At 47.6% G+C, this 26751-nt stretch carries 20 protein-coding genes; 18 read left to right on the top strand and 2 right to left on the bottom strand.

The annotated features are described in order from the left end of the window. The first annotated feature begins 1 nt into the window (after position 1). The 6 genes from D9Y29_RS07830 (at position 2) to D9Y29_RS07805 (ending at position 9060) form a co-directional block, all read left to right on the top strand. A complete protein-coding gene (locus D9Y29_RS07830; protein WP_127126722.1) occupies positions 2 to 820 on the top strand; it encodes a hypothetical protein in 819 nt (272 codons plus the stop codon). Beyond that, positions 817 to 2832 carry a ComEA family DNA-binding protein gene (locus tag D9Y29_RS07825; RefSeq protein ID WP_127126720.1) on the top strand — a complete coding sequence of 672 codons (2016 nt, stop codon included), beginning with the start codon at positions 817 to 819 and terminating at the stop codon, positions 2830 to 2832. Before D9Y29_RS07830 ends, D9Y29_RS07825 begins: the two co-directional genes overlap by 4 nt. A gap of 253 nt (positions 2833 to 3085) precedes the next feature. Continuing rightward, a complete protein-coding gene (locus D9Y29_RS07820; RefSeq protein WP_127126718.1) occupies positions 3086 to 6238 on the top strand; it encodes a SusC/RagA family TonB-linked outer membrane protein in 3153 nt (1050 codons plus the stop codon). A 12-nt stretch (positions 6239 to 6250) separates the two neighbouring features. Continuing rightward, positions 6251 to 7744 (top strand): SusD/RagB family nutrient-binding outer membrane lipoprotein, encoded by a 1494-nt coding sequence (locus tag D9Y29_RS07815; protein ID WP_127126716.1) that lies wholly within the window; start codon positions 6251 to 6253, stop codon positions 7742 to 7744. A 22-nt stretch (positions 7745 to 7766) separates the two neighbouring features. Beyond that, a complete protein-coding gene (locus D9Y29_RS07810) occupies positions 7767 to 8627 on the top strand; it encodes a BT_3987 domain-containing protein (protein WP_127126714.1) in 861 nt (286 codons plus the stop codon). 118 nt (positions 8628 to 8745) lie between these two features. After that, a complete protein-coding gene (locus D9Y29_RS07805) occupies positions 8746 to 9060 on the top strand; it encodes a DUF3467 domain-containing protein (RefSeq protein WP_127126712.1) in 315 nt (104 codons plus the stop codon). A 3-nt stretch (positions 9061 to 9063) separates the two neighbouring features. On the opposite strand, the gene radC is transcribed toward D9Y29_RS07805, so the two are convergent. After that, entirely contained in the window at positions 9064 to 9777 is a 714-nt protein-coding gene (gene radC / locus D9Y29_RS07800) for a RadC family protein (RefSeq protein WP_127126710.1), read from the bottom strand. Between the two features lie 130 nt (positions 9778 to 9907). On the opposite strand from radC, the gene D9Y29_RS07795 reads away from it, so the two are divergent. From D9Y29_RS07795 to D9Y29_RS07745, 11 genes are all read left to right on the top strand, one after another. After that, the gene (locus D9Y29_RS07795; protein ID WP_127126708.1) at positions 9908 to 10117 is read left to right on the top strand and encodes a hypothetical protein; all 210 of its coding nucleotides are present in this window, start codon (positions 9908 to 9910) and stop codon (positions 10115 to 10117) included. A 172-nt stretch (positions 10118 to 10289) separates the two neighbouring features. Then, positions 10290 to 11240 (top strand): ribose-phosphate pyrophosphokinase, encoded by a 951-nt coding sequence (locus D9Y29_RS07790; RefSeq protein ID WP_127126706.1) that lies wholly within the window; start codon positions 10290 to 10292, stop codon positions 11238 to 11240. Positions 11241 to 11283: 43 nt separating this feature from the next. Then, positions 11284 to 11892, top strand: a complete 609-nt coding sequence (locus D9Y29_RS07785; protein ID WP_127126704.1) for a 50S ribosomal protein L25 — start codon at positions 11284 to 11286, stop codon at positions 11890 to 11892. Positions 11893 to 12082: 190 nt separating this feature from the next. Then, positions 12083 to 12661, top strand: coding sequence for an aminoacyl-tRNA hydrolase (gene pth, locus D9Y29_RS07780; protein WP_127126702.1), 579 nt, complete (start codon positions 12083 to 12085; stop codon positions 12659 to 12661). 147 nt (positions 12662 to 12808) lie between these two features. Beyond that, complete coding sequence (locus D9Y29_RS07775; protein ID WP_127126700.1) at positions 12809 to 13420, top strand: fumarylacetoacetate hydrolase family protein; 612 nt, start codon at positions 12809 to 12811, stop codon at positions 13418 to 13420. 131 nt (positions 13421 to 13551) lie between these two features. Then, positions 13552 to 15621 (top strand): alpha-ketoacid dehydrogenase subunit alpha/beta, encoded by a 2070-nt coding sequence (locus tag D9Y29_RS07770; RefSeq protein ID WP_127126698.1) that lies wholly within the window; start codon positions 13552 to 13554, stop codon positions 15619 to 15621. Positions 15622 to 15795: 174 nt separating this feature from the next. Continuing rightward, positions 15796 to 16503, top strand: coding sequence for a hypothetical protein (locus D9Y29_RS07765; protein WP_127126696.1), 708 nt, complete (start codon positions 15796 to 15798; stop codon positions 16501 to 16503). Between the two features lie 528 nt (positions 16504 to 17031). Further along, positions 17032 to 17481 (top strand): LytR/AlgR family response regulator transcription factor, encoded by a 450-nt coding sequence (locus D9Y29_RS07760; protein WP_127126694.1) that lies wholly within the window; start codon positions 17032 to 17034, stop codon positions 17479 to 17481. A gap of 151 nt (positions 17482 to 17632) precedes the next feature. After that, on the top strand, positions 17633 to 18430 hold the full coding sequence (locus D9Y29_RS07755) for a hypothetical protein (RefSeq protein WP_127126692.1): 798 nt from the start codon (positions 17633 to 17635) through the stop codon (positions 18428 to 18430). 162 nt (positions 18431 to 18592) lie between these two features. Continuing rightward, positions 18593 to 23113 carry a glutamate synthase large subunit gene (gene gltB / locus D9Y29_RS07750; RefSeq protein WP_127126690.1) on the top strand — a complete coding sequence of 1507 codons (4521 nt, stop codon included), beginning with the start codon at positions 18593 to 18595 and terminating at the stop codon, positions 23111 to 23113. Positions 23114 to 23153: 40 nt separating this feature from the next. Next, positions 23154 to 24659: a glutamate synthase subunit beta gene (locus D9Y29_RS07745; RefSeq protein WP_127126688.1), complete on the top strand. Its 1506-nt coding sequence runs from the start codon at positions 23154 to 23156 to the stop codon at positions 24657 to 24659. 108 nt (positions 24660 to 24767) lie between these two features. On the opposite strand, the gene D9Y29_RS07740 is transcribed toward D9Y29_RS07745, so the two are convergent. After that, complete coding sequence (locus tag D9Y29_RS07740) at positions 24768 to 25376, bottom strand: Crp/Fnr family transcriptional regulator (protein ID WP_127126686.1); 609 nt, start codon at positions 25374 to 25376, stop codon at positions 24768 to 24770. A gap of 151 nt (positions 25377 to 25527) precedes the next feature. Between D9Y29_RS07740 and D9Y29_RS07735 the strand changes: the two genes are divergently transcribed. After that, positions 25528 to 26664 (top strand): sensor histidine kinase, encoded by a 1137-nt coding sequence (locus tag D9Y29_RS07735; RefSeq protein ID WP_127126684.1) that lies wholly within the window; start codon positions 25528 to 25530, stop codon positions 26662 to 26664. Positions 26665 to 26751 lie beyond the last annotated feature (87 nt).

The following is a 26751-nucleotide window of genomic DNA, read 5'->3' as shown; positions in this document are numbered from 1 at the left end:
TTTGAAAACACTTCTCTGGGGCCTGTTATGTACGCTGAGCGTACGTTCTGTTGCCCAAATCATCCGTCCTGCAGCGCTGCAACCCATGCATGCCGCTGCTTATAATCAAGAGTTTGCCGATATATTTTCATCTAAAATTAACCCCGCTGCACTCGGCGGCATCACACAGTTCCATTCCGGGGCCTGGGTTGAAAAGAAATTCCTGCTGAAAGAGCTCAGGCAATATTCAATCATTGCAGGTGCGCCCGCCGCAGGTGGTGGATGGGCTTTCTCGATGGATTATTCCGGGCTGCCGGTATATCATCAATGGCAAAGTTCACTGGCATTTGGAAGAAAACTGGGCAGGGTTTCTTTGGGCGCGCAAATGAATTACACGGCACAGAGCACTACCGGCTATGGCAATAAAGGATGGCTCAGCGCGGGTATCGGCGCAGCCTGGCAACTGAGCCCACTGCTTTCTGCCGGCTGGCAATTGTATCATCTCTCCGGAAAATTATTGAACGCCGATGCGGATGAAAGGGTTGCCTACGGTTATTCAACGGGTTTAGGATTACTGCTGGCGCCTGCCCTTTTGATGGAAGGCAGTTTCTTCAAACACGAAGCTCAGCCTGCCTCTGTTCTGGCCGCTATTCATTACAAAGCAGGCCATCACCTGATGGCCAGTTGCTTCATGGAGTTGACGGAAACCCATCCATCTGTCAGGGTAAAATGGCAGTCGGGCATTTTTCAGTTAGGCGTTACCGGTAGTTACCAGGCTTTGCTGGGATTTTCACCCGGCGTATTACTGATTGTTTCAGGAACAAAAAAAGGAGGGTTATGAAAAAGCTGGTCCAACTGACTTTATTATTGGTCCTGGGATTCAGGGGATGGAGCCAGGAAGAAGAAGAACATCTGGAGATGCAGGAGCTGCAAATGGAGCAGCAACTGATGCGCGAAGAAGCGTTGCCGGAAGATGACGGGCAGTGGCAGGAGGCCGTGGCCTATAGAAGGCGGCCTCTGCGATTGAACACTGCAAATGAAGAAGAGCTGCAAAGTCTTCAGTTGCTACAGCCCTGGCAGATCAGGAGTCTCCTGCTGTACCGTAAAACATTCGGGAATCTGCTAAGCATTTATGAGTTGCAGGCCGTTCCGGGATGGGACCAGGGAACTATCCTGAAGGTTTTACCATTTATCAGTATTGCAGCGGATGAAGCTGCAGACCTGCCCTTTTTTCAAAGGTTCCGGGGAGGGGAGAAGAACCTGCTGCTTAGGAGTGGGAAGCTGTTCGGTGCAGAAAGCCCGTCTTCGTTCATCCGGTATCGTTATAAGATTGGAAAGCAGCTGCAGTGGGGATTTGCAGCTGAAAAAGATGCGGGCGAAGGATTCTTTCAGGGCGCACAAAAAAATGGCTTCGATTTTTATTCCATCCATTTCTTTGCCAGAAGGGCCGGCCCTTTCCAAATGGTGGCACTGGGCGATTTCCAGGTGAATATGGGACAGGGACTGATCCAGTGGCAGGGGATGAATTATGCTTTTGGAGCTGTGCTTTCGCTCAAAAAACAAACTGATGTTTTGCAGCCTTACAGTTCGGCAGGTGAATTCAATTTTCATCGTGGCGCAGGATTTACCATCGGGAAGCGGGACCTGCAATTCACTGCATTCGCTTCGTACAGAAAATTATCGGCGCATTTGAAACAGGACAGTGCCGGAACTTATTTCAGCAATTTTATCCTTAGTGGATATCATCGTACACCATCAGAACAAAAAGCAAAGCAATCGGCGCCGCTGTTCACCACAGGCGCCAGTCTTCGCTGGAGAAAAGCTGCCTGGCAGTTGGGATTGAATGCAGTTCAGTACCAGTTCGGAGTTCCGGTGCGCAGGCCTGCACCTTTATACAAACTGTTTGCCATTGAAGGAAATCGTTGGTCTAATGCCAGTGTTGATTACAGCATCACGGTCCGTAATATTCATTTTTTCGGGGAAGCTGCGATAGACAGAAGGAATGCGCTGGCTTTCACCAATGGCCTGCTTTGCAGTCTGCACCCTGCTTTGCAGTTGGGATTGGGCTACCGGTATTTCAGCAAGGAGTTCCAGAGCATGTTCAGCAGTGCGGTTTCACAAAGCGCTGCAGTATCCAATGAGGAAGGCATCGGTCTGCGTGTGGAATGGCAGCCTTCACGTAGTTGGAAGGTACAGTCCACATTCGATATATTCCGCTTCCCCTGGTTGAAATACCGGATCGATGCGCCAGCTAACGGATATGAGCACTTGTTGTTGGTGGTTCACCAGCCTTCCAAAAAGATCAGCTTACAATGCAGGTACCAGTTATCGTCCAAGCCAGTGAACCAGTCGGACAGCCTTGCTTTGAAGTTCCCTGCCTGGCAACAGAGAAGGCAGTGGCGCTTTCAATGGCGCTGGGAGATGAGTTCCCGCTGTGTATTCACACAAAGAACAGAATACCTGGTAACGGGCAGCAAAAGTGCATTGCAGGAAACAGGTTTCAGTTGCTGGCTGGAGGGCAGCTACAAACCGGACAGGAAATGGATGTTCAATGCAAGGCTACATTTTTATGAAACCGGTGGTTACCAGAGCAGGATCTATAGTTATGAACGCGATCTGTTATACAGTTATTCCATGCCAGCATTTGCCGGCAATGCAATTCGTTCGTATGTTCTTATCCGTTATAAGAAAGAAAAGAGGCATTCGCCGGGCATGAAGAAAAAATTATCTGCGGAATGCTGGGTCAAATATGCGTTCGCATTGCGCCCTTCAGGAGTAAAAATGCCGGAGGAGCAAGTGGAAACCGGTGTTTCAAATGAATTCCGGGTTCAATGGCTGTTCCAACTTCATTAATAAAGGAAATCAGGGGTGCAGTTAACCGCAGTATGTAACGGATTATCAATCATTCGGTTATTCGAAAACCTCCGGATCCTCTACTGGGGCGGGCCGCAGCGTTTTTTTCTTTTTATAAACATTTTGTTTTTTTGGCAGCATTTTCAATTTTCCAATTGTCTACCAATATAATCCGCTCCCTGTTTTAACATTTTTTTGGGAAGTTTTAAAACTTCCTATATTTACACAGTTCAAATTTAAACTCACTAGTCACATGAGAAAAATTCTGTCACTGCTTGCAGTGCTGGTACTATTACATGTATCCGCAACTGCCCAAAGCCGGTATATTACCGGTCAGGTCCGGGATAATCAGGGAGAACCCGTTCCTTTCACTTCAGTTACTCTCAAATCTACAGGTAAAGGCGTTACCTCAGACGTCAACGGAAATTTCAGAATTTTAGCGGCCACCGGGGATGTTTTGGTTTTCTCTGCAGTAGGAACCGAACCCACCGAAGTAACAGTAGGCACCAGCGACATACTTTCTGTTACGCTCGTAAAAACGGGCAACCTCCAGGAAGTTGTAGTTACTGCCCTGGGTGTACGCCGCCAGGCCAGGGAACTGGGATACTCTACTGCGCGTGTGCGTAACAGTGAGATCACCCAGGCCAAGACCGTTAACCTGCAAAACGGTCTTACAGGTAAGGTTTCCGGTCTCAGCATCACCACGGTGAACAGCGGTGTGTTTGAAGAAACCAAGATCAACCTCCGCGGTCTCCGTTCACTCACGGGTAACAACCAACCATTGCTGGTGGTGGACAATATCCCCATTTCGCTCAGCTTCATCTCTGTACTGAACCCGAACGATGTGGAGGATGTGAACGTGCTCAAAGGCGCATCCGCCGCAGCCTTGTATGGTCCTGATGGTGTAAACGGTGTGATCCTCGTTACCACCAAAAGAGGTTCATCCAAACCTTATCTGCAGGTAGGACAGTCCGTTCAGCTTGCCAGGGTAAGCTTCCTCCCCAAAATGCAATCCCGCTTTGGTGGTGGTACTTCCGAAGATGCATTGGGGCGCCCATTGTATGACCCCATCGAGAACCAGCAATTCGGCCCCGAATTCAATGGCGAAATGGTGGATCTCGGTCCTGAACTCGAAGATGGCGATATTCAGCGTGTACGATACAGCCCGCTCAAGAATGAGAAGAGAAAATTCTGGGGTAATGGTCTTACGGTGCAGACCGATGTGGCTTTCTCTGCAAAAGACTTCTACATGTCCGCTCAACTGGCTGACCTGAAAGGTCTGATGCCGAAAGACCAGAACAAGAGGAATTCACTCCGTATCAACACCACCAAGGAATACGGAAAATTCAAAGCAACGCTCAACCTCAATTATGTTCAGAGCAATTACAATGTGGTGAACAATGCAGCCTATGCAGGCCGCTTTGCCAGCAGCTACAACGGTAGCGTATACTTCACCGTGCTCAACACGCCGATGCATGTGCCCCTCACTACTTACAAGGACATCAAGAACAACAAGTATGCACAATACTCCAACTATTACAATGAGTATTTCGTGAATCCATACTGGGCTATTGAAGCGCACCGCTCCAAAGGCAGGAATGATAACCTGCTCGGTGCCCTGGAGCTTAACTATAATTTCTTTGAATGGCTGCAGGCCACTTACCGTGTGGGTACATCTTTTTCTTATGGCACTTTCAAGAACGAGAACCAACCCATCGAAACTACTCAGTTTGCACAGGACCATCGTGGTCAGCAATTTGATGCTGCGCCGGGTAGCGTGGCTGATGGAAGTGATTTCGCCAGCCGCATTACACACGAGTTTTTCCTCAATGGCAGAAAAGAATTACCTGCTGATTTCACAGTGAATTATATCGTTGGTGGAAGATATCGCGAGAACCGCACCAAGAATATGACCACCACCGGTAACAACCTGGTGGTGCCTTATCTCTTCAACCTGAGTAACAGATCGGGTGAAGCAGTAGGGTTTGAGGGCAATACAAAGAACAGGCTGATATCACTTTTTGGTCAGGCAAGCCTGAACTATAAGGGGTGGGCCAACCTGGAATTCTCCGCAGCCAATGATTGGGACAGCCGTCTCAACATCGATAACAATTCCTACTTCTATCCTGCAGTGAGTGCCTCATTCTTACTCACCGATGCGATCCCTGCACTGGGAGAAAGTAAAATTCTTTCCTATGCCAAACTGCGTGGATCATGGTCAAAATCAGCAAACGTGAACCTCGGCACTTATGCCCTGGAACCTACATTCAGCCAGTCAGGTGGATTCCCTTATGGAAACCTCGGTGGTTTTGGTGCAGATAATTTCGTTACCAATCCGCTGATCCAGCCTGAAAAAGTGAATTCAAAAGAAATAGGTATCGAGCTCGGATTCATGAAGAACAGGTACAACCTGGATGTAACTTACTACACACAGAAAAATACTGACCAGATCCTGGACGTACAGCAATCGGCCGCAGCCGGTCCCACTTTATACAGGACCAATACCGCAGACTTCAAGAACTACGGTGTTGAGATCGATCTTAATCTTACACCGCTGGTGAAGATCGGATCCGGAAGGCTCAATTTCGGATTCAATGCTACTTATAACGACAATAAAATCATTTCTCTCTTTCCCGGCATCAATGAGCTCGCCATCGGCGGCACCAATCAGTTCACGCAGATCGCTGCCAGCTCTCCTGATGCATTCAACTATGCTATCGTGGGCAAACCTGCATTCGTGTTCAAGCTCAGTGATTACGCTCGCGATGCTCAGGGCCGTGTAATTGTAGACAGGATCACCGGAGACCCAAGCCTGGAAGACAGCCTGGTGGTCCGGGGAAGATCAATGCCATTGTGGACGCTCGGTTTCAATCCCAGCTTTACCTGGAAAGGGCTTACCATCTCCATGACCTGGGATTATAAAGGAGGTCATTACGCTTATCATGGTATCGGTTCCGATATGGACTTCACAGGTATCTCAGGACGCAGTGCACAATTCGGCCGTCAGCGTTTCGTATTCCCTAACTCTGTATATGACGATGGTACCGGTAAGTTGGTTGAGAACACAACCGTAACCACCTCCAGTGGAGGTCGTAGCTTCTGGGCTGTGGGTGCTACCAATACATCTATCGCCACCAACTATTTCTCCAGCGCTGCTTACTGGAAATTGCGCGAAGTAGCTATCTCTTACTCGCTTCCTTTCAAGTTTGTTGGAGAAGGACAGGTGATCAAGAAAGCTGTAGTTGGTTTTACCGGTCGTAACCTGTTTGCGTTCATACCATCATCCAACCAATGGACAGATCCTGAGTTCAACTATACTGCTGCAGGGAACACTTTCGGTTTGAACAACGTGTTCTCTACGCCGCCTGCCAGAACTTTTGGAGGATACATTACGCTGACCTTCTAAATTTTTATTACAATGAAACAATCTATTTATAAAATAATACTGCCTGTTGCTTTGCTCTCAGCAGGTTTGGCGGGATGTAAGAAACAACTGGACATCAACAAGAATCCGAATGCGGTGACTGAATCCAATATCACCGCTGACCTGATCATCCCGAATGCATTGAGCGCAACAGGAGCACAAACCGCACTCGCTTATGGATGGCTCGCCAACTGGATCGGTTATTGGTCACCGTCAGGTTCCTATAACCCCAATACGGAAGAGTCTACCTATAATATCACCAGCTCATTCCAGGAAACAAAATGGGCCAACATTTACAACGTGCTCTTTGACCTGGATGTGGCAGAGAGAAAGGCCAATGAAAAAGGCCAGACCTATATGCGCGCCATGGCGATGATCGCCAAAGCCCACCTTTTCCAGAACCTGGTAGACCTGTATGGAAATGTTCCGTACTCACAGGCATTCAAGCCACTTGAATTCCCCACACCGGCTTATGATAAAGGTGAAGATATTTATGCTTCACTTCAGGATAAGCTGGATACTGCCATCAGTCTTATGGAAGCATCTTCTCCTACAGCTATTGATGAAAAAGTAGATATCGTGTTTCATGGCGATCACAGTTTATGGGAGAAGTTTGCCAATACCATCAAACTGCGTCTGTTGCTCCGCACCAGCCTCATCAATCCCAATCCCACTGCCGAACTGGCCAAGATCGAAGCCAAAGGCGGAGTGTTGAGCTTTGATGAAAGCGCTGCGGCCAATCCGGGTTATGTGAATGATGCCAATAAGCAAAGTCCTTTCTATGGCGCTTATGGTCTCACTCCTTCCGGCAACCAGGCCAATGAGTATTTCCGGGCCAATGCGTATATCATCAATGTGCTGAGAAATGGCGCAGATCCAAGGCTGGGATACTTCTTCAAACCTGCGCCTTCACCATTGAACCCCGCAGTGCCTTATGTGGGTAACGTATATGGAAGTGACCCGGATGTGAACTTCAACGGAGACCGCACTTCGAATATCGGGGCAGGTCTGGTGAAGGGATTTGACCAGGACCAATGGATCATCACTTCTGTTGAAAGCCTTTTCCTCCGCGCCGAAGCAGTGGCCAGGGGTTGGCTGGCAGGTGATGCACAGGAAGCTTATGAAGATGCAGTGTATGAATCCTTTTACTGGTTGGGTGTGGAAGATGCAGATGATGAAGCAGCCGCCTTCCTTGAAACCGAAGGAGCCGATTGGGCCAATGCAGGCGCCACTGTGGATTCAAAAGTGAAATTCATCCTCAGACAAAAATACATCGCCCTCATTGGCATCAACCCGCTGGAAGCATGGAACGATTACAGGAGATTAGGCGTACCTGCCAATGTTCCGCTCTCTGTGAATCCGGCGAGAGGGTCAAGGATCATTCCGGTGCGACTGATCTATCCTACTGCGGAATATGCCGTGAACAGCGCCAATGTTCAGGCACAGGGAAGTATTGCCCCCATGACACCAGTGTTCTGGGATAAATAAACAACGCTAAAATCTTACTGATATGAACACACGAAATAAATTCCTTGCTTTCTCCTGCGCCGGATTATTGATGATTGCCGGCACGGGTTGCCTGAAAGATGAGGCTTATGATGATCACATGGCCAATGTGGTGATAGATAAGAACAGCAAAGTGGTTGAAGTGATGGGCCCCATTATCGGGTCTTACGGACAAGTACTCAACTTCAGCACCGGCGATACTACCGTGAAAATGCTGACAGTGAACCTGGCATCCGAGCAGCCGTCTTATGAAGATATCCAGGTTACACTGGTGGTAGACCCTGCTGTGATTACAGAATTCAATGATCGTACAGGCGGGGAGCTGGAGCCATTGCCTCCTGCCTATTATAATTTTCAAACTTTACAAATCACCATTCCCAAAGGAAGCAGGGAAGCTGAACTCAATGGAACGGTGATCAACCCATCTTTCCTGGAAACAGGAAAATATGCGTTGGGGCTCAGGATCGCTTCTACTTCACCCAGCTATCCCATCAGCGGCAATTACGGTAAACAGGTGATTGCATTGCGTGTAAAAAATAAATATCACGGACTGTATCATGCTTCAGGTATTTTCATTCACCCAACTGCAGGACAGAGGGATATCGATGAAGACAAAGAGCTGGTAACAGTTGAGCCCAACTCCGTGCAGGCAAACCTCGGCGACCTTGGAGGAGCAGGTTACCAGATGATCCTTACCGTCAATGGGGACAATACCGTTTCCATTGCAAAATTCGGAGCAACGCCCAATATCGATTACCAGGGCCCGAACACATACGATCCGGCAACGAAGACCTTCACGCTCAATTATTCCTATAATGGAGCAGGAGGACCGAGGATCATACGGGAAAAGATCGCACTTAAATAATCCTTTCAACCAGCAATTGAGGGCGGTGATCCATGGGATGCCGCCCTCATCATTTTAAATATCCCCAATTTTTATTTCAAAACCGGCTGATGGTTATCTTCGCAGCAATACTACACTTATGCAAGAACAGCAGGAACCAAACAATCAGTTGAATATCGAGATCTCGGAGGAAATAGCTGAAGGTCAATACGCAAACCTCGTTATCATTACACATTCTCATGCAGAGTTTGTAGTGGATTTTGTGAATGTGATGCCCGGAACTCCCAAAAGCAAGGTGAAGAGCAGGGTAATCCTCACCCCTCAGCATGCCAAGCGGTTTATGAAGGCCCTAACGGAGAACATCAGCCGATTTGAAAGCATCAACGGCAAGATCCAGGACCTGGAGGAAACCCAGCTTCCCATGAATTTCGGCGGCCCCACTGCCCAGGCTTGATTGCTATAGCATTCCTTCATTGGCAAAACTGAAATAGCCCTGTTGGGTGATGATGAGGTGGTCAAGCACTTGTATGTCTAATTGTTTGGCGGCATTCCTGATCCTGGCGGTCAGCTCCTCATCTGCTTTGCTCGGTTGCATATTGCCGGAAGGGTGATTATGCCCCAGGATCAGTTTGGTAGCTTCAGTTTCCAGCGCTTTTTTCAGGATCAATCGTACATCCACGGTGGTTCCGGTGATGCCTCCTTCACTGATCACGGAGAACGCTTTCACTCTATTGGCATTATTCAGGAACATTACACCGAAAATCTCATGTGAATAATAGCTGAAGCGTTTCTGTAAGTAATAAGCGGCGTCTTTGATGCCACCCACTTCGGCTAACTGATCCGGTAAGGCAGCCTGCATGCGCCTCGCCAACTCAAGGCTGGCGGCCACTTTCGCGGCCTTTGCAGGTCCCACGCCTTTGATGGCGATGAGTTGCTGAACGGTTATTCGCTGCAATGCCGCGAGATTGTTCTCTGTCAATTTCAGGATCTCGGTTGCCAGATCGATAGAGGTTTTCTGAGAAGAACCACTATTCAGGATCAGCGCCAGCAACTCTGCATTGGAAAGATGATGCGGGCTTTTACTAAGTAATCTTTCCCTGGGCCGCTCATCCATGGCCCATTTCTGGATCCCATAAATTTTCTTCCTCTTTGCGTATTTTTTCGCTTGCATACTTCACCGCGGGTTGTTAATTTTACCCCAATTAATATAAACAGCGGAAATACTAATTGTCCCATTCCCGCGTTTATATTAACAGAAGAAAATCCAATACTTTTTCAGAAGCCCTTAAAATCTTTTATCCATGAAGCGAAAAACTACACTCTCTGCCATCGGTGGCTATCAACCGTTCTTATTTTGCGCAGGTATGTATTTCGTTGCGCTCTTCTTCTCCATCTTTATCTGTTCTGCCATTTTTCATGCTGCCAATCCTAAAAAGTCTATGGCAGAAAAGAAAACTACCGTTGAAAGACCCGGTGGCCGTCAGGTATTGCTTACCGTTACCAATCAATAATAATCAATAACCGGTCTGAAACAAGGCCGGCTCTTTTTCTATTTCTTTTTTGCAGCACCCTGCTGCTGGTCCGTACCCTATTCTCCTGTTCATAGGTGAAAAATTATTATTGACCGGAATAACCCCTAATCCCAACCTTAGCTTTATCTTCGCCGCACATTTTTAATGCGGTATGGAAACAACTGTCAAGATATTTTCAGGCACCGGGTCTCAGTACCTCGCCGAAAAAATAGCACAGCAATATGGCACCACGCTGGGCAAAATCACGATCTCCAAATTCAGTGATGGTGAAATTCAGCCTGTTTTCCAGGAAAGTATCCGTGGTGATATGGTTTTCCTGGTTCAATCCACTTTCGCCCCCGCCGAAAACATTCTCGAACTGCTCCTGATGATCGATGCAGCCAGAAGGGCTTCCGCCTACAAAGTTGTGGTGGTGATCCCTTATTATGGTTATGCCCGTCAGGATAGGAAGGACAAGCCCCGTGTAGCGATCGGTTCTAAGTTGATTGCCAATATGTTAGTGGCGGCAGGAGCAGACAGGGTGATCACAATGGACCTCCACGCTCCCCAGATCCAGGGCTATTTCGACATTCCTGTGGACCATCTGGACAGTTCCGCGATATTTATTCCCTACATACAGCAACTTCAGCTGGAAAATCTTACCTTTGCGGCCCCTGACGTAGGCAGCGCCAACAGGATCCGTGAAATTGCCACCTACTTCAATGCAGATATGGTGATCTGCGATAAGCACCGTAAACGTGCAAACGAGATCGCCAGCATGGTTGTGATAGGTGATGTTACAGACAGGGATGTAGTTCTTATCGATGATATCTGTGATACGGGCGGCACCCTTGCAAAATCAGCAGGACTGCTGATGGAAAAGGGAGCGAGAAGTGTAAGGGCATTATGTACACACCCGGTACTGAGTGGCAATGCTTACTCCAATATCGAGAACAGTGTGCTGGATGAGTTGGTGGTTTGCGATACCATCCCCCTGAAGCAAAAGATCCAAAAGATCAAAGTGCTGAGCGTGGCCGAGCTTTTTGCAGTAGCCATCCGAAATGCATACGAGAACAGAAGTATCACAGGTCTGTTCATCCATAGCCAGATGAGGAACAAATAGCCTGGCAAAAAGAACAAGCGTTCAATTTAAACAAACATAAAAAATGAAAGCAATTACAATCGAAGGACAACTGAGGACCGAAACCGGGAAAAAAGCCACCCGCCAACTTCGCTCTCAGGGCCTGGTGCCTGGTGTAATTTATGGCGGTGCACAGGAAGTTAGCTTTGCAGCTCCCGTGCTGGCTTTTAAGCCGCTGGTGTACACTCCGGAATTTCAGGTAGCAGAAATCAAAGTGGATGGAAAGACTTACAGGACTATCCTGAAAGACATTCAATTCGACAAGGTTACTGATGAACTGAACCATATCGACTTCCTTGAACTGATAGCCGGCAAACCTGTTGTTGCCACCATTCCCATCAAGTTCACAGGATCTTCTGCTGGTGTGAAAGCGGGTGGTAAACTGATCACCAAGATCAAATCACTGAAAGTGAAAGCTGTTCCCGAGCACCTGAGCGAGAATATCGAAGTAGACCTGACCAACCTGGAACTGAACGAAAATATCCGTGTTGAAGATGTGAAGGCTGATAATATCGAGATCCTGAACTCTCCACGTATTCCTATCGCTTCTGTGGTGATGACACGTCAACTGAAACAGGAAGAAGCAGCAGCTCCTGCTAAAGGCGCAGCCGCTAAACCTGCAGCCAAGAAGTAATCAGACTAAAAGAAAAGAAAGAACTGAGATATTGATCCAAGCCCGGAAAACAAATGCCGGGCTTTATTTTATTTCCGGTTGAATTTCCTGTTACTGAAGACCCTTTTGATCCTGCTCTCGAAACCACTAATCGTTCCCACATAACCTTTACACAATATCAGTAACAGGGGCAGATTTTAAAGATTCATGTATGTCAAAATTCCTCATCGTAGGTTTAGGCAATATTGGCATAGAATACGCAGGAACCCGCCACAATATTGGATTTGAAGTGGCGGATGCACTTGCAATCAAACATGGCGCATCATTCCGGCCAGACAGGTTAGCAGACCTTGCAGAAGTTAAGTATCGTGGAAAACAGTTGATAATAATCAAGCCCACCACCTATATGAACCTTAGTGGTAAGGCGGTTAAGTATTGGCTGGACAAAGAAAAGATCGCAACCTCAAACGTATTGGTGGTACTCGATGATCTTGCATTGCCATTGTCGAAACTTCGACTGAGACCTTCGGGTAGTGATGCAGGTCATAACGGTTTAAAAAGTATTCAGGCAGCTTTGGGAACCGATCAATATGCAAGATTGCGATTCGGGATCGGCAACAATTATCCCAAAGGCATGCAAGCTGAGTTTGTTCTCAGTAAGTGGTGGAAGGAAGAAATTCCAGTAGTTCTACGCAAGATCGAAAAGAGCGTTGAAATTATTGAAAACGTTGCCCACATTGGCATTGAACGCACCATGAACGAAGTGAATAAATTGGAGTTTCCACTATGATTTGTTAATTTGAATCTTTATTTTCGCAATAATATCCCGGAATAGCCACTAATTATTTGATATTCAATATTTCTATGCAACTGTACCCACACCTGTCCAGGTTATGAAACTTGAAAACAATTATCACAGTTAAACCCTTTGTTGTGTATGAAAATATTCTGTGTAGGCCGTAACTACGTGGCACACGCAAATGAATTGGGAAACGAAGTACCAGATGAGCCGATTATTTTTCTGAAACCTAAAAGTGCTCTGTTGCAGGCACATACTCCATTCTACTATCCCGAATTCACAAACGAACTGGATTACGAATGCGAACTGGTGTTAAGAATATCAAAGAACGGAAAATACATCCAGGAAAGGTTTGCCAACAAATACTACGACGCAGTTACTGCCGGTATCGATTTCACTGCACGTGATGTGCAACGCGATCTGCAAGCGAAAGGTTTACCGTGGGAAAAAGCAAAAGCATGGGACAACTCCGCTGTGATCGGCAAATGGGTTCCCTTTCAAAATGTAAAAAATAAAAAAGACCTGAACTTCTGTCTCTATAAAAACAAAGAACTTGTTCAGCAAGGCAACTCCAATCTCATGATCAATAGTTTCGATAAAGTGATCGCTCACATTTCGAATTATTTTTCGGTGAATATCGGAGATCTGGTTTTTACCGGCACACCTGCTGGAGTAGGAGAGTGTGTGGTAGGAGACGAACTGGAAGCATTCATCGAAGATGAAAGCATGTTGAACCTCGAGATCAAATAACAGTTATAGATCACTACAAGGAAAAGCCGTTCCGCTTCTGCGGGATGGCTTTTTTTTTGTTTTATTCCCAACCAAACTAACAATCGTTATTGTTTTTATTACATTTGCCCGATATACCCGCTTTCAACTTTATGACCAGTATAGATACCATGATAAAAGCCTGGCGCCTCATGTGCACTGCCAGGGCGATGGCTGAGAAATATGAAGCTAACAGACAGGTTTGTAAATATGTACACTCCACATCCCGCGGGCACGAAGCCATTCAACTGGCCACTGCCTTCCAGCTCCTTCCCTGTGATTATGTAAGCCCGTATTACCGCGATGAGAGCATTCTCCTCGGCCTGGGATTCACTCCCTACCAACTGATGCTGCAATTGCTCGCCAAACGCGATGACATCTTCACCGGTGGGCGCGAATATTACAGTCACCCCAATTACAGGGGCAACGATAAACCAACCATCATCCACCAGAGCAGCGCCACCGGCATGCAGGTGATCCCTACTACCGGTGTGGCACAGGCGCTGCAGTTCCTTGAGAAAATCCATGCAGATTCCTTACCCCTTGGCCCGGCCGGCGAATTGCCTGTAGTGATCTGTTCACTCGGAGACGCCAGCGTTACCGAAGGTGAAGTGAGCGAAGCATTCCAGTTCGCCATCCTCAAAAAACTTCCTGTCATTTACCTGGTACAGGATAATAACTGGGGCATCTCCGTTAGTTCCGACGAAGCACGCGCAATGGACGCTTACGATTATGCCGCAGGATTTCCGGGCATGGGGCGCGTACGCATAGACGGTAGTAACTTCGAAGAGAGTTTCGACAATATGCGCCGCATCATCCAGTATGTTCGTCAGCATCGCAGTCCATATCTCGTGCAGGCCAAAGTACCGCTGCTGGGCCATCATACCAGCGGTGTGAGAAAAGAATTCTACCGCTCGGAGGAAGACTGGAACAAACATCTCCAGGATGATCCCGGCCCCAAACTCCGAAGGAGATTACTTGAGTCAGGGGTGCCTGAAATTGACCTGCAGCAGATCGAAACAGATGCCGCCCAATTTGTAGACAACCAGTTTGCACTCGCGGTTCAAAGCCCCGAACCTGATCCCGCCACCGTTGCAGACCATGTATTTGTTCCAACGCCTGTTACAGAAGAGAAAGGCGACAGAACAGGAAATGGAAAAGGCGACAAGATCATCATGGTGGATGCAGCCCTCTTTGCCATCAGGGAACTGATGGAAGATTTTCCTGAAGCAGTGCTCTATGGTCAGGACGTGGGTAGGAGACTTGGTGGAGTATTCCGCGAAGCCGCCACATTAGCCGAGCAGTTTGGAGACCATCGCGTTTTCAATACTGCCATCCAGGAAGCCTATATCATCGGTTCAACTGTGGGAATGAGCGCTGTAGGTCTCAAGCCCATCGTTGAAGTGCAGTTCGCAGACTATATCTATCCCGGCCTTAATCAATTGGTAACTGAAATCTCCAAATCTTCTTACCTGAGTTGTGGTAAATTTCCAGTGCAAACTGTGATCCGCATTCCGATAGGAGCTTATGGAGGTGGTGGCCCTTACCACAGTGGCAGCATCGAAACCACCCTGTTATCTATCAAAGGCATCAAAATAGCCTATCCATCCAACGCTGCAGACATGAAAGGTCTGATGAAGGCAGCGTTCCTGGACCCAAACCCTGTTGTAATGCTGGAGCATAAAGGTCTTTACTGGAGCAAGGTCCCGGGTACAGAAGATGCAAAAGCGTATGAGCCTTCCCGTGATTATGTACTTCCTTTCGGAAAAGGGATGGTGGTAGCAGAAGCGGATACAGCAAAGGTGAATGAAGGCAGCTCCTGCTGTATCATTACTTACGGAATGGGTGTTTACTGGGCGAAAGCAGCAGCTAAACAATATCCCGGGCAGGTAGAGATCATCGATCTCCGCACACTTTTCCCGCTGGATGAAGAGCTGGTCTACAATACAGTGAAGAAACATGGAAAATGCCTGGTGTTGACGGAGGAACAACAGAATAATTCCTTTGCAGAAGCACTCGCAGGTAGGATCTCACGCAACTGTTTCCAATGGCTCGACGCACCTGTTGAAGTGCTGGGCGCACTTAATCTGCCCGCAGTTCCCATGAATACGGCGCTGGAACAGGCGATGCTTCCCAACCCCTCAAAGGTTGCAAGTACCATCAATCAGTTGCTGAACTGTTGATTTAGCTTCCTCTAATAATATACTACCCAATTAATTGATATAGACTAGATAAGTATATTATCATTCCAATTCATACATCCCATCCATTGGCCGCTCGTAAAATTTTAACAATGCCAATCGCATAAAATTGTCCTTATTTACGTAAAGTATCGTACTTAACCACCTCGCGCCGCCATGAAGAACAAATACCTGAAAGGTGCCCACCTTTCCGAAAGGAAGGTCAGGGAACTTATTAAATTATTCTGCGATGATCTGACAGCCACACAGATCGCCAACATTACAGGCATCAGCCGTATTACGGTGAATGCCTATTTCAAGTTGATCCGAACGCATATTGCCAGGTTCTGCGAAGAACGTAATCCCCTGCATGTATCAAGAGGTACACTGGCTTTCATCCCAATCGACAATACAGCCATCGGCCTGGAAAATTCCGGTGACGGAAACAGGAAGCCTTTCTACGGGATCTATCGTAAGGATGATCATATACATGCAGACAAATTACCTGATCTCGAAAGTGAATGGCTGTCTGATTGGATGAAAGGACGAATAGAAGAGGGTACAGCAATTGCAGAGAAACATAGTCTGCATATTTATAAAGGCATCGCTGATTTCAATAATATCAGATTGCATCGTACCAATGGCGCTATCTCCAATAAGAACAGCCAGGATGAGATCGATCACTTTTGGAATATGTTGAAGTCGAGACTCGTGAAATTCCGCGGTCTCAATGGAGGCACCCTTTATCTGCACGTTAAAGAAACTGAATTCAGATACAATTACCGTTCATCAGACATTTATGAAATGCTGTTGGACATATTGCATCAACAACCATTGCATACATCTAAAACAATGGTTGCAAGAGAAAGTATTCCGGGAAAATAATCACTCGCAACCACCCGGTGTATTGGTTGCTGCATTCGAATTTTCTCATGTGACTCGCAGTTCCGATTCTTCGGAACTGCCTATTTTTTAACTTCATCAGATATGCTTTTGATCTGTTGATAGAGATAAATGGACAATTCGCACATTTTAACGTTTGCCACTATCAAAAAAAATCTTTTTTTGCACGTGGTATTCTGCTACACCTTCGCCTTATACCTGCCGAACCTTTCCTTCCTGATTTCTATAATTATTTTATTTGATATATTTCTCCGGGGATTTCCCTTATGCTACTTCTTACGCAACTCATCCCTGGATCATTAACCTAGTTGCGGTATAGAATTTTTCTCATGTGACTCGCAGGTGGTTTCTACCACCTGCTTTTTTTATGTACCGGAATGTGTGATACTCCGGATGAATTCTCCGTATCAGATCGCATATTCATGTGGTTTTGGCCGAATGGCAAGGTAGATTGGAAACGTTCTCTGCAAATTTGTTGTCAGATTCTGATCACCAACAAACCTAATAGTCATGAATGCAATGCACGCAGCTATGCAACAACTCAACCAGGCTGTGCCCGATTCCGAAACCGCCTGGAAACAATTCTTCCAGGAATACTTTCCAGAAAAAGTATTGCCTGATTATAAATCGAGATTCCTTGTAAAGAAGGGCCATCAACTCATCTCGCTTGCAGTAAGTGAAATCAGATATTTCTATCTCCGGGACAAACTCACTTTCGTAAAGATGGCAGATAACAGGGAACATATCCTCGATTATACCATCACAGAAATTGAAAGACTGATCTCTCCGGAACGCTTCTTCCGCGTGAGCCGCCAGTTCATCATCAGTCATGAAGCCATCGAAAAGGTACTGGTCAGTACACATGGTAAACTCAAAGTGGAAGTAAAGCCACTCCACCCTGATCCCGTCATCATCAGCCGTGAAAGAGTGCCTGCTTTCAAAACCTGGATGGGCGAGTAACCAGATCGTCCAATCCCGGCCCTGATTTTTTCCGGTTCATCAACCTGCTACTTCATCCGGGTTACCTTAATTCACCATCGGGAACACTGGCCCGGTTGCACCTGCTGCGCCGGTTCCCATTTTTTTGTCATACCTGAACAATCAAACAACCATGTTAAAACAAATCAGAACATTTATGGTGCTTGCTACTACCCTTGGCTTGCTGCTTACCGCCTGTAAGAAAAATGGGGGCGGTAACGATGATCAGGATGAGCCGGATATGCCGGTTGCCAATCAGCTGAGAATTTATTTCGATGCTACAACGGTTGATTTAGCACGATACGATTCAGGCTTTATCATTTTGCAAAGAGAAGGTACCGTTAACCAATACCTGAAGCGCTTTGTGAAGGGAAAAAATTTCCTAAAGATCGATATCGATGACCTGAAGGAAGGGAAATACATGACCATCATTCACCTCAATGTAAAACTGAAGAACAACAATGGCGCGATCTGGCGGCAGTTTCGATACGAACAGGATATACAGGTACTCAAATCAGGCGTGGTGATCAAAGGACCAGTGAATGAACTGAAGAAAGACTGGAAGATCTACACCGTGATGACTGATAATATGAAATCCGTTCATATCACTATTCCACTCGATTGTACAGATCCTTATTTCGAATTGTATGTGAACGATAACCGATGGAAATATTTCTACATAGAAAGAGTGGCTTACAAAAAAGGTGCAGGTGATAACAGGACCAGTCTCGGCGCCATGTCTTTCGAATGCCAGGGTGATTGCTATGATGGTAATGGAAATATAGCCGATGACGAAACCTTCAAAGACTGGTCTGCCATGCTGAACACAAAGCAGTGGGATAACGGTGAATATTTTATTCAATTAGTGGGCGACAGAGAGGAAGATGATCTGACCATCCTGCATTCCTATGACATCCCGGACCTTCAATGATTGGCCGGACAAACAAGTGTTCGTATGTAAAAATTAATTGAATAAAACAACGGTATTATTATGTTTTTGTTGTAATTTCAAGCAGTTGCTTGTCCGCTTTTTAAGATTCGTTTTAAAAAGCGCGTTAATCATTAGATAATCTCCAAAAACTAATTGTCAACGATGGCAAGCAACCAGGGTTTATACCATCCTTCTTTTGAGCGTGATGCCTGTGGTATCGGTTTCGTAGCCAATATCAAAGGGCATAAGTCCCACCAGCACATCTCCGATGCCCTCACTGTTCTCGAAAACATGGAGCATCGCGGTGCCTGTGGATGTGAAAGCAACACTGGCGATGGCGCTGGTATCATGATCCAGACCCCCCACGAATTTTTCTTTGACGAATGTATCCGCCTCGGCGTTCATCTTCCTGCATTCGGAAGATATGGTGTAGGTGTGATCTTCTTCCCGCGCGAAATCCGTCTCCGTGAAGAATGCCGCGATATTTTCAACCGCTCGGTAGAAAAGATGGGACTGGAAGTGATCGCGTACCGCAAAGTTCCTGTGAACCCAGACGGCATCGGAGCAACAGCCCTCAGTGTGGAACCGGAAATGGAACATGTATTCATTGCCTGCCCCGATCATATCACTAACCCTGATGAATTTGAGCGCAAACTATTCGTGCTGCGCAACTATGCCAGCCATACCATCAACAATACCGTAAAGCGCGATGCCATTGGCTTCTATATCGCATCTCTTTCCTACAAAACAGTTGTTTACAAAGGGCAGCTCACCAGTAATCAGGTGCGCGGTTACTTTCCAGACCTGAGTAATAAAAGAGTAGTGAGCGCATTCGGACTGGTGCACTCCCGTTTCGCAACCAATACTTTCCCCAGCTGGAAACTGGCGCAGCCTTTCCGTTATATCGCTCATAACGGTGAGATCAATACGCTGCAGGGAAATCTGAATTGGCTCAAAACTTCCGAAAAAGGTTTCACTTCCCATCTCTTCACAAAAGAAGAGATGGAAATGCTGCTGCCCATCGTAACAGAGGGACAATCGGATTCAGCCTGTCTCGATAATATGATCGAGCTGCTCACGCTTTCAGGCCGCTCTCTCCCGCATGTGATGATGATGCTCATTCCCGAAGCCTGGGATGGCAATGAAGACATGGACCCGGTGAAGAAAGCCTTCTACGAATTCCACGCCGCCATGATGGAGCCCTGGGATGGCCCGGCTTCTATCTCTTTCACCGATGGAAAGATGATTGGCGCCACACTCGATCGTAACGGTCTCCGTCCTTCGCGCTACTGCGTTACCACAGATGATCGTGTGATCATGGCCTCTGAAACTGGCGCACTGCCAGTTCATCCCACACTCGTGAAAGAGAAGGGAAGGCTTCAGCCCGGAAAGATGTTTGTGGTGGATATGGAGCAGGGCCGCATCATCAGTGATGATGAACTGAAAGCACAGATCACTTCTCAAAAGCCATACGCTGAATGGCTCAACAAATACAAGATCCGTTTGAACGAACTGCCGGAGCCACGTATAATGTTCACGCACCTGGAACATGAGCAGGTGTTCAAATACCAGAAAGCATTCGGCTATTCCACTGAAGACCTGGAAACCATCATCGCGCCGATGGCCATCGATGGCAAAGAGCCGATCGGTTCCATGGGTACCGATGCGCCGTTGGCTGTACTCAGCGATCAGCCACAACACCTCAGCAGTTACTTCAAACAATTGTTTGCGCAGGTGACCAATCCGCCCATCGATCCCATACGCGAAAGAATGGTGATGAGCCTGGCTACTTTCGTGGGAAACAATGGTAACCTGTTGCAGGAAGATCCGCTGAGCTGCCACACCGTTGCGTTGAAACACCCGGTGCTCACCAATCATGAATTAGAAAAGATCAGAAGTATCGATACCGGCATCTTCCAGGCAAAGACATTGCAATGCTATTTCCGTGCAGACGGAAAGCCCGGCAGGCTGAAAGCCGCACTGGACCGAATTTGCCGCTATGCCGTGGATGCTGTGGAAGATGGTTTCGAAGTGTTGGTTTTGCAGGACCGCGCTATCGATTCCGATCACGCACCCATTCCCTCACTGTTAGCCACAGCCGCAGTTCACCACCACCTGATCCGTAAGGGACTTCGTGGACAGGTAGGCATCGTTGTGGAAGCAGGCGATGTATGGGAAGTGCATCATTTCGCATGCCTGTTAGGGTTTGGAGCAACTGCTATCAACCCTTACCTGGCGCTCAGCTCCATCCGCGACATGAAACTGTCCGGCAAACTGGAGTCCAGTCTAGATGCAGAATACCTGAAAAAGAACTATATCAAGGCCGTGAATGAAGGACTGCTGAAAGTGTTCTCCAAGATGGGGATCAGCACGCTGCAATCTTACCAGGGTGCGCAGATCTTCGAGATCATCGGTATCAACCACGAAGTGGTGGACAAATATTTCTCCGGCGCCACCAGCCGTATCGAAGGCATGGGTCTCGATGAGATCGCTAAAGAAGCGCTGGCCAAACATCTTTATTCATTCAGCAGGAAAAATGTTCCTGTAGACAGATTGATGGCGGGCGGAGTATACCAGTGGAAACGCAAAGGTGAATTCCACCTCTTCAATCCGCAGACCATCCACCTGCTGCAGTATTCCACCAGGATGAATGAATACAACACATTCAAGAAATATTCAAAACTGGTGAACGATCAGGCCGAGAAAGCAGCAACGCTGCGCGGTCTGTTCCAATTCAAAAGAACACGTCCGGCCATTTCAATAGACGAAGTGGAACCAGCAGAAAATATCTATCGCCGTTTTGCTACCGGCGCCATGAGCTTCGGTTCTATTTCATGGGAAGCGCATACCACACTGGCTATCGCGATGAACCGCCTCGGTGGAAAAAGCAATACAGGTGAAGGAGGGGAAGATGAAAGCCGTTACCTGCCCATGAAAAATGGCGATAGCATGCGTAGTGCCATCAAGCAGGTAGCATCTGCACGTTTCGGAGTAACCAGTTATTATCTTACGGAAGCCGATGAACTACAGATCAAGATGGCGCAGGGTGCTAAACCTGGTGAAGGTGGACAATTACCTGGTCATAAAGTGGACGAATGGATCGGTAAGACCCGTCACTCCACACCCGGTGTTGGTCTGATCTCTCCGCCGCCGCACCACGATATTTATTCCATCGAAGACCTGGCGCAGCTGATCTTCGATCTGAAGAATGCGAACCGCGCGGCGCGCATCAACGTGAAGCTGGTGTCCAAAGCAGGTGTTGGTACCATCGCGGCAGGTGTTGCCAAAGCAAAGGCCGATGTGATCCTGGTATCTGGTCATGACGGAGGCACAGGTGCATCGCCACTCAGTTCTATCAAACATGCAGGTCTGCCCTGGGAGCTCGGTCTTGCAGAATCCCATCAGACACTGGTGAAAAATAAACTGCGCAGCAGGGTAGTATTGCAGGCGGATGGCCAGATGAAAACAGGCCGTGATATTGCCATCGCCACTTTGCTCGGTGCAGAAGAATGGGGTGTTGCTACCGCAGCGTTGGTGGTAGAAGGTTGTATCATGATGCGTAAATGCCATCTGAATACCTGCCCGGTTGGCGTGGCCACGCAAGATCCCGAACTGCGCAAACGCTTTACAGGTGATGCAGACCACGTAGTGAACTTCTTCAAATTCATCGTGCAGGAACTTCGCGAGATCATGGCCGAACTCGGTTACAAGACCGTGAATGAAATGGTTGGACAAGTAGATAACCTTGAAATGCGTGAGCATATCGATCACTGGAAATTCAGCAAACTGGACCTTTCTCCCATCCTGTACAAAGAGCCTGCCTCTCCATTCACAGGGTTGTATCACATGGAAGACCAGGACCATGGCCTGGCAGATGTGCTGGATTGGAAACTGCTGGAAGCAGCAAAACCGGCTATTGCATCACGTGAACGTATAACCGCTTCTTTCCCTGTTCGGAATATCGATCGTACTATCGGGACCATTCTTTCCAACGAGATCACGAAAGTGTACAAAGCGGAAGGATTGCCTGAGGATACCATCCATTTCAACTTCACAGGTACGGCCGGTCAAAGCTTCGGCGCCTTCAATACAAAAGGTGTTACGCTGGAACTGGAAGGAGATGCAAACGACTATTTTGGTAAGGGCCTCAGCGGCGCCAAGCTGATTGTTTATCCGCATCGTCAGGGAACCTTTGTGCCGGAGGAGAATATCATTATCGGTAATACTGCTTTCTATGGCGCTACTGCCGGTGAAGCCTTTATCAGGGGTAAAGCAGGTGAGCGTTTCTGCGTGCGTAACTCCGGAGCAGAAGTAGTGGTGGAAGGAACCGGCGATCACGGTTGTGAATACATGACCGGCGGCCGCGTGGTGATACTGGGTGAAACAGGTCGCAACTTCGCGGCAGGCATGAGCGGTGGTATCGCTTATGTGTACGATGTGAAAGGTCAGTTCCCGGGTCGTGTGAACCGTGAAATGGTGGAACTGGACCCGCTGGACCAGGAAGATGTAAAGTACCTGCAGGACATGATCGCGAAGCATTACGCTTATACCGGAAGCACCGTAGCGAAATTTGTGCTGGATGACCTGGAGAACCAGACCAAAAATTTCGTGAAAGTATTCCCTGCTGATTACAAGAAAGCCATTCAGCAGAAAGCAAAGGTCAGGAATGTAAAGCCATCCTGATCCTAAACAATCACTACTCACCACGTCAACGAATTAGAATATGGCAAAGCCAACCGGATTTTTGGAATTCACCCGCGCCCTTCCCGGCAAAACTGCTGTGGAGCTGCGTTTGAAACACTACGATGAATTTGTGGAGCGCTATTCAGAAACCAAACTGAATGAGCAGTCTGCGCGCTGCATGAATTGTGGCGTTCCTTTTTGTCACAATGGTTGCCCTCTTGGCAACGTGATCCCAGAGTTCAATGATGCCGTTTATCGCAAGAACTGGCTCGAAGCATATGAGATCCTTACTTCCACTAATAATTTCCCTGAGTTCACCGGTCGCATTTGTCCGGCTCCCTGTGAGTCGGCCTGCGTACTGGGGATCAATCAGCCTCCGGTAGCTATCGAGGAAATTGAAAAGCATATCATCGAGATCGCATTCGATAAAGGATTTGTGAAACCGCGTATTCCGAATGTTCGCACGGGAAAGAAAATAGCTGTGGTAGGTTCCGGTCCTGCAGGTTTGGCTGCAGCTGCGCAGCTCAATTATGCAGGACATAGTGTTACCGTGTATGAGCGCGATGACGCGCCCGGCGGATTGCTGCGCTACGGCATCCCTGATTTCAAACTGGAGAAATCCGTGGTGGAGCGACGCATCAAACTCCTGGAAGAAGAAGGAATCGTATTTAAGTGTAATTCGCACATAGGCGTTAACGTTAGTATCAATGAACTGTTGCGCGAATACCAGGCAATTGTACTGGCATGTGGCTCAACAAAGCCCCGCGACCTGGAGATCCCCGGCCGTGAGCTGGACGGTGTTCACTTCGCCATGCAATTCCTCAAACAACAGAACAAGCGCAATGCCGGCAGGGACCCGCTGGCCAATGCAAATATCGAGAGCAATATTTTCAGTAAAGACCTCCTCGCAACCGGTAAGAACGTAGTGGTGATCGGTGGTGGCGATACCGGCTCCGATTGTGTGGGCACTTCCAATCGTCAGGGCGCAAAATCCGTTTACCAGTTCGAACTGATGCCGATGCCGCCTGAAAAGCGCACGGCTTATATGCCCTGGCCCAGCTATCCCATGACATTGAAAACAAGTACTTCTCATGAAGAAGGGGTGCAACGTCAATGGGCCATCGCTACCAGGGCATTCATCGGCGATGAGAAAGGAAAACTGAAAGCCCTCAGCATTGTTGACCTGGAATGGAAGATCACCGAAGATGGAAGACCTGCTCATTTTGTGGAGGTCCCCGGCAGTGAAAGGCAGATCCCCTGCGAGCTCGCACTGCTGGCAATGGGCTTCGTGCATCCTGAGCATACAGGTCTTATCCAGGAACTGGGCGTAGAACTGGACAACCGCGGAAATGTGCAGGCTTCTGAAAAAGATTACCAGACCAGCATTCAAAAGATCTTTGCTGCCGGCGATGTGAGAAGAGGACAGAGCCTGGTGGTTTGGGCCATCAGCGAAGGACGCGAAGCTGCACGCAAAGTGGATGAGTTCCTTATGGGATCTTCCATGCTCGAAAGCAAAGACCATAACACAGTATTGGCAACGATGTGATTACGCTATAGATCGTAATGTTTTAGTGTGGAAGCGGTCCCGGAAGGGACCGTTTCTGTTTATCAGGGTGCCCACTCGCTCGCCTTTTTAGTCACCCCCAAATATCCGTCACTCGCGTGGACGCAAGCGACTGCTCTCCGATTGATGGGCTTTCCGGATCCTGCTCAGGCTATCCGTATGAATGCCGAGATAAGATGCAATGTATTTAAGCGGAATGTGCAGGAATAATTCCGGTTGCCTTTCCATCAGTAACTGATATCGCTTCTCAGCCGGGAAACAAATCAGCTCTATATGGTTTTGTTGTACCCAGTTCAGCATCCGCGCCATCAATGCCAGTTCGATATTGTAAACCTCCGGCGCCAGGCTCTTAATGGCATTGATGCTTGTTGCATCCCAGACCAGCAGGTCTGCATCTGTTAAGGTTTCCAGGCTGCAGGTAGAAATTTCTCCGGATAAAACCAGTTGTGGTGCGGCCAGGAAATCATGGCTGCTGACCAGCCCCAGGGTATGATCATTTCCTTCCTGCATCCTGAATAATCTTACAATGCCACTGGCGAGAAAATAGAAATGTTGTACAGGTTGATCCTGCTGCATCAATATCGTTTTCGCTTTTACATGTTTGAGTTCCGTGTATTTACGGATCAGCGCCAACTGACGTTGACTCAGTTGGATATTTCTGTTGTTCAGCCATTCGAGAACCGGTGTAAAAGCCTTCATGCTACTGAGTTTTATCGGATGGTAAGTTATGAAAAAACTGACCTATGTCGGAAAATGGGGAATGGCAGCTGTCGAATTACCGGGAGGAACTAACAGCAATTACATTTGTACTGAAAGTGCGGATCGATCCGATGTATGAAACAGAACAGCCATGAATCGTAAGGAAAAAATGTGTGCCCACGCAACCTGGAAGGAGCCCGCCGTGCTGGTGGCTACTATCCTGGTAACTGAGTTCATCTACTCGATGCCTCAGTTGGTGCATTATGGTTTTCCGGCCCGCATTGTGAATGAAGTACTCACCGATTCCCTGATCATGAGCCTGGCCTGTATTCCCGGATGGTGGCTGCATTTCAGGATCTTCAGGAATGCAGACTGGAAAAAGCGTGTACTCCTGCACGTTTTCACGGCAGCTGTTTATTATGGAGTGTGGTTACTGGGCTATTTTTTTTACAATTCCTTCATGAACCTTCCGGTAATGACGGCCTCGCAGGTACTGCAAAATTTCTGGCACAATATCCTTTTCTATATCCAGGGCTTCTCCTTCCTTCATCTTTTCCATTATTTCAGACAAAGGGAAGAGCAGGTGGTTCGTGAAAAGGAGCTGAAACGGATTGCTTATGAAACGGAGATCGCCGGTCTCAAAGCGCAAATACAACCACATTTCCTTTTCAATACGCTCAATAGCATAAGCGGTTCTGTACCTGCGCAGCAGGAGTTCACCCGCGAACTGATTGCAAGGCTGGCGGATATTTTCCGTTATGCGCTGATGGCTTCGCAGGAAGACTGGGTGCCATTGAAACAGGAAGTGGATTTTATCCGCACTTACCTGAGCCTGGAACAACATCGTTTTGGGGATCGCCTGAAGGTGGTGATCGAAATGGAGGAAGAGGTGCAGGATGCGATGGTGCCCTCCTTATTATTCCAGCCCCTGATAGAAAATGCTTTGAAGCATGGGATCGAGCCTTCAGTGAAAGGTGGAGTAATTGTATTGAAACTGTCGAAACAGGCGAAAAAATTATTGATCAGGGTGAGCAATACCGGCCACGTGCAGGGCAGGGAATTACAGGGCATGTTCCATACCCGGGGTGTTGGATTGAAAAATATCCAGATGCGTCTGCGTAAACTCTATAATGAAAACCTTGAAGTGAGCAGGACTGCCAATTGTTTAGAATTCTCTTTTTATATTCCAATCCATACAAAAAAGGCCTCCCAGGCCTATTCGGTTACCGCTGCTCCGGCGGCTTCATTCAATGCCATGAGCCCGGCATTAACCAATAATGGCATGTGAAAAAAATAGTTGAAAAAAAATTTTTTTAGAAGGCATGCAATAACTGCATGTTTTTGCTTTTCCGTTTTGAAAAATTTATAGAATTCA

The sequence above is a fragment of the Pseudoflavitalea rhizosphaerae genome, from assembly GCF_003991355.1.
GTDB classification, from domain to species: Bacteria; Bacteroidota; Bacteroidia; order Chitinophagales; family Chitinophagaceae; genus Pseudobacter; species Pseudobacter rhizosphaerae.
This window is presented reverse-complemented; position numbering and strand designations above follow the sequence as displayed.

Bases quoted from the DNA above. Each gene is read 5' to 3' on its own strand.
- D9Y29_RS07825 (WP_127126720.1), top strand. From the start codon at position 817: ATGAAAAAGCTGGTCCAACTGACTTTATTATTGGTCCTGGGATTCAGG.
- D9Y29_RS07820 (WP_127126718.1), top strand. From the start codon at position 3,086: ATGAGAAAAATTCTGTCACTGCTTGCAGTGCTGGTACTATTACATGTA.
- D9Y29_RS07815 (WP_127126716.1), top strand. From the start codon at position 6,251: ATGAAACAATCTATTTATAAAATAATACTGCCTGTTGCTTTGCTCTCA.
- D9Y29_RS07810 (WP_127126714.1), top strand. From the start codon at position 7,767: ATGAACACACGAAATAAATTCCTTGCTTTCTCCTGCGCCGGATTATTG.
- D9Y29_RS07805 (WP_127126712.1), top strand. From the start codon at position 8,746: ATGCAAGAACAGCAGGAACCAAACAATCAGTTGAATATCGAGATCTCG.
- radC (WP_127126710.1), bottom strand. From the start codon at position 9,777: ATGCAAGCGAAAAAATACGCAAAGAGGAAGAAAATTTATGGGATCCAG.
- D9Y29_RS07795 (WP_127126708.1), top strand. From the start codon at position 9,908: ATGAAGCGAAAAACTACACTCTCTGCCATCGGTGGCTATCAACCGTTC.
- D9Y29_RS07790 (WP_127126706.1), top strand. From the start codon at position 10,290: ATGGAAACAACTGTCAAGATATTTTCAGGCACCGGGTCTCAGTACCTC.
- D9Y29_RS07785 (WP_127126704.1), top strand. From the start codon at position 11,284: ATGAAAGCAATTACAATCGAAGGACAACTGAGGACCGAAACCGGGAAA.
- pth (WP_127126702.1), top strand. From the start codon at position 12,083: ATGTCAAAATTCCTCATCGTAGGTTTAGGCAATATTGGCATAGAATAC.
- D9Y29_RS07775 (WP_127126700.1), top strand. From the start codon at position 12,809: ATGAAAATATTCTGTGTAGGCCGTAACTACGTGGCACACGCAAATGAA.
- D9Y29_RS07770 (WP_127126698.1), top strand. From the start codon at position 13,552: ATGACCAGTATAGATACCATGATAAAAGCCTGGCGCCTCATGTGCACT.
- D9Y29_RS07765 (WP_127126696.1), top strand. From the start codon at position 15,796: ATGAAGAACAAATACCTGAAAGGTGCCCACCTTTCCGAAAGGAAGGTC.
- D9Y29_RS07760 (WP_127126694.1), top strand. From the start codon at position 17,032: ATGAATGCAATGCACGCAGCTATGCAACAACTCAACCAGGCTGTGCCC.
- D9Y29_RS07755 (WP_127126692.1), top strand. From the start codon at position 17,633: ATGTTAAAACAAATCAGAACATTTATGGTGCTTGCTACTACCCTTGGC.
- gltB (WP_127126690.1), top strand. From the start codon at position 18,593: ATGGCAAGCAACCAGGGTTTATACCATCCTTCTTTTGAGCGTGATGCC.
- D9Y29_RS07745 (WP_127126688.1), top strand. From the start codon at position 23,154: ATGGCAAAGCCAACCGGATTTTTGGAATTCACCCGCGCCCTTCCCGGC.
- D9Y29_RS07740 (WP_127126686.1), bottom strand. From the start codon at position 25,376: ATGAAGGCTTTTACACCGGTTCTCGAATGGCTGAACAACAGAAATATC.
- D9Y29_RS07735 (WP_127126684.1), top strand. From the start codon at position 25,528: ATGAATCGTAAGGAAAAAATGTGTGCCCACGCAACCTGGAAGGAGCCC.